Origin of the sequence: Pseudomonas sp., from assembly GCF_050739995.1 — a bacterium.
Taxonomy (GTDB): Bacteria; Pseudomonadota; Gammaproteobacteria; order Pseudomonadales; family Pseudomonadaceae; genus Aquipseudomonas.
Genome location: NZ_JBOICG010000584.1, coordinates 1 through 3,499, shown reverse-complemented (window position 1 = coordinate 3,499; position 3,499 = coordinate 1). Strand labels below are relative to the sequence as shown.

The following is a 3,499-nucleotide window of genomic DNA, read 5'->3' as shown; positions in this document are numbered from 1 at the left end:
TGGCCGGGTCTCGTTCAGGCGTTTTCACAATAGTGACCAATCGCTTAAGGCTGGGCGCTGGAGTCAAGCGGTTAGCGCACGGTAAGGTTTTGCCAACAGGGTATGCCGAATTGGCCCAGCAGTTGTGCGGTTTCACACACCGGCAGCCCGACCACGGCTGAGTAACTGCCATTGAGCCCGGCGACAAACACCGAGCCCAGCCCTTGGATAGCATAGCCGCCCGCCTTGTCCCAAGGTTCTCCACTGTGCCAGTAGGTTGTAGCCTCCTCGACAGAAACCTCGCGAAAACGTACACGACTGCTTACACATCGGGTTTCGCAGCGCTCGCCGTCAGTGAGTGCAATGGCAGTCAGCACCTCATGTTCTCGACCGGAAAGTGCCAACAACATCGCCAAGGCGCCGGCTTGGTCCACGGGTTTGCCGAGGATCTGCCCATCAACGATAACGGCCGTGTCGGCACCCAATACGCAAGTGCCCGAGGTTTTTCCAAGCGCAGCAAAACCCGCTGTTGCCTTGCCACGCGCAAGGCGCTCGACGTAGGCAACAGCGGATTCATTTGTAAGAGGAGTTTCATCAATAGCGGCGCTGACCACGGTGAAAGGCACGCCGATCTGGGTCAGCAGTTCACGTCGTCTCGGGGAGCCCGAGGCCAGATAAAGCGAATTCATTCCAGACTCTCCCTGTAGGGTTCGATAACCAGGCAGAGCCTCGCAATCCATTCAATTGATTTTGTAGCGACGACGTAACCCACGCAGGCCGAAACTGATCCATGGCCACAACAGCGCACTGACCAGGGCCGGCAATACCAACGCCAGGGTCGGTTGACGATTGCCGGTCAAGGCGCTGAGCCATAGCTGTACCAACTGCGCCAGGCCAAAGATCACCAGAATCACCAGGCACTGCTGCCACATCGGAAACATGCGCAACCGCTGCTGCAGCGACAGCACCAGAAAAGTAATCAGGGTGAGGATCAACGCGTTCTGACCGAGCAAGGTGCCATAGAGCACATCTTCCGCCAAGCCCAGAAACATCGCGGTGACCATGCCCACTTTGTGCGGCAGGTTCAGCGACCAGAAGGCCAGCAGCAACGCCAGCCACAGCGGGCGCAGGATCTCCATGAATTGCGGCAGCGGCGAAACGCTGAGCAGCAAGCCGATGGCAAACGTCAGCCAAACGATCCAGCCGTTGCGCGAATGAGTACCGGCCATTATTCCTCCCTCTGCCGCGTGGATGCCGGAGGCTTGGCCGCAGGCGTCGCAGCCGGTGGTTTCGTCGCTGCCGGTTTAGCTGGGCGCGCACTGTGGGCTGCCGGCTTGACCGGGGTTGCTACCGGCGCTGCCGGAGCTGCTGGAGCTACCGCCGGTGCTGGCGGCCCCACGAATGCAGGCTTGGGCACCGTGGCCGGAACGATCGGCGCAGTACCGTTTTGCTTGTCCTCCGCCTCCTGGGCCTGGGCGGCGTCGTTGGCACGCTCTTCCGGGGTACGGTTGTCACTGAAGACCAGCAGCAGGTAACGGCTTCGGTTCAGGGCAGCGGTTGGCACGGCACGGACAACGGCGAACGGCTGGCCGGAATCGTGGATCACTTCCTTGACCGTCGCCACCGGGTAACCGGCCGGGAACCGCTGGCCGAGGCCGGAACTGACCAGCAGGTCGCCTTCCTTGATGTCGGCAGTGTCGGCCACGTGCCGCAACTCCAGGCGCTCGGGGTTACCGGTGCCGCTGGCAATTGCGCGCAGACCGTTGCGGTTCACCTGCACCGGGATGCTGTGGGTAGTGTCCGTCAGTAACAATACCCGCGAGGTGTAGGGCATCAGTTCGACCACCTGGCCCATCAGGCCACGAGCATCGAGCACCGGCTGACCGAGGACCACGCCGTCACGCTCACCCTTGTTGATGATGATGCGGTGAGTAAACGGGTTGGGGTCCATGCCGATCAACTCGGCCACTTCGACCTTTTCGTTGACCAGTGCGGAAGAGTTGAGCAACTCGCGCAGCCGAACGTTCTGCTCGGTCAGGGCCGCGAGTTTTTGCATGCGGCCCTGCAGCAGCAGGTTTTCAGTCTTGAGTTTTTCGTTCTCGGCGACCAGCTCGGTGCGGCTGCCGAATTGGCTGGCCACGCCCTGGTAGAGACGTTGCGGCAGGTCGGTGATCCAGTAAGTCTGCATCAACACCAGCGACATCTGGCTACGCACAGGCTTGAGCAGTGCAAAGCGGGCATCGACCACCATCAGCGCGACCGAAAGCACGACCAGCACCAATAAGCGCACGCCCAATGAGGGGCCTTTGGCGAAAAGCGGTTTAATAAGCCGCTCCTCCCAGGCAAATGTTCTCTTTATTCATACGGCATCTAACCGGCCTGGATGCAGATTGAAGAAGATAAACGCCAACAGGCAGCACTGCAAAGTGCTGCCTGCCGACGAAGCATGAACCGTCCAGGCGATCTTATTCGCTGGAGAGCAGGTCCATGGTGTGTTTATCCATCATTTCCAGTGCACGACCACCGCCGCGAGCAACGCAGGTCAGCGGGTCTTCGGCGACGATCACCGGCAGACCCGTCTCTTGGGCCAGCAACTTGTCGAGGTCGCGCAGCAAGGCGCCACCACCGGTCAGTACCAGGCCGCGCTCGGCGATATCGGAAGCCAGCTCCGGCGGCGACTGCTCCAAGGCACTCTTCACAGCCTGAACGATAGTGGCCAGGGACTCTTGCAGAGCCTCCAGCACTTCGTTGGAGTTCAGGGTAAAGGCACGTGGAACGCCTTCGGCCAGGTTGCGACCGCGAACATCGACTTCGCGAACTTCGCCACCTGGGTAAGCGGTGCCGATTTCCTGTTTGATGCGCTCGGCGGTGGATTCGCCGATCAGGCTGCCGTAGTTACGACGCACATAAGTGATGATCGCTTCGTCGAAACGGTCGCCGCCTACGCGTACGGATTCGGCATACACCACACCGTTCAGGGAAATCAGGGCGATCTCAGTGGTACCACCACCGATATCCACCACCATCGAACCGCGCGCTTCCTCAACCGGCAGGCCGGCGCCGATAGCGGCAGCCATAGGCTCTTCGATCAGGAACACTTCGCGGGCACCGGCACCAAGGGCCGACTCACGGATGGCACGACGCTCAACCTGGGTGGACTTGCAAGGAACGCAAATCAGCACGCGAGGGCTGGGCTGCAGGAAACTGTTTTCGTGAACCTTGTTGATGAAGTACTGCAGCATCTTCTCGCAGACACTGAAGTCGGCGATCACGCCGTCTTTCATCGGACGAATGGCAGCAATATTGCCTGGTGTACGGCCGAGCATGCGCTTGGCCTCGGTGCCGACGGCAACGACACTTTTCTGATTACCATGGGTCCGAATAGCCACAACCGATGGCTCATTCAGGACGATACCGCGCTCGCGCACGTAAATAAGGGTGTTGGCAGTGCCCAGGTCAATGGAAAGATCGCTGGAAAACATGCCACGCAGTTTCTTGAACATGGGAAAGGGACCCTAGG

4 protein-coding genes are annotated in these 3,499 nt (G+C 60.0%); all 4 read right to left on the bottom strand.

Annotation, left to right across the window (positions count from 1 at the left end; all coding sequences use genetic code 11):
* Positions 1-71: 71 nt before the first annotated feature.
* The gene (locus tag ACRESD_RS19425; protein WP_431752384.1) at positions 72-668 is read right to left on the bottom strand and encodes a Maf family protein; all 597 of its coding nucleotides are present in this window, start codon (positions 666-668) and stop codon (positions 72-74) included.
* 51 nt (positions 669-719) lie between these two features.
* Positions 720-1,208 (bottom strand): rod shape-determining protein MreD, encoded by a 489-nt coding sequence (gene mreD / locus ACRESD_RS19420; protein ID WP_003171788.1) that lies wholly within the window; start codon positions 1,206-1,208, stop codon positions 720-722.
* A complete protein-coding gene (gene mreC, locus ACRESD_RS19415) occupies positions 1,208-2,305 on the bottom strand; it encodes a rod shape-determining protein MreC (protein ID WP_431752385.1) in 1,098 nt (365 codons plus the stop codon). Before mreC ends, mreD begins: the two co-directional genes overlap by 1 nt.
* A gap of 139 nt (positions 2,306-2,444) precedes the next feature.
* Positions 2,445-3,482 (bottom strand): rod shape-determining protein MreB, encoded by a 1,038-nt coding sequence (gene mreB, locus ACRESD_RS19410; RefSeq protein ID WP_002555108.1) that lies wholly within the window; start codon positions 3,480-3,482, stop codon positions 2,445-2,447.
* Between the last annotated feature and the right edge of the window lie 17 nt (positions 3,483-3,499).

Coding starts and splice junctions, on each gene's coding strand:
- ACRESD_RS19425 (WP_431752384.1), bottom strand. CDS start 668: ATGAATTCGCTTTATCTGGCCTCGGGCTCCCCGAGACGACGTGAACTG.
- mreD (WP_003171788.1), bottom strand. CDS start 1,208: ATGGCCGGTACTCATTCGCGCAACGGCTGGATCGTTTGGCTGACGTTT.
- mreB (WP_002555108.1), bottom strand. CDS start 3,482: ATGTTCAAGAAACTGCGTGGCATGTTTTCCAGCGATCTTTCCATTGAC.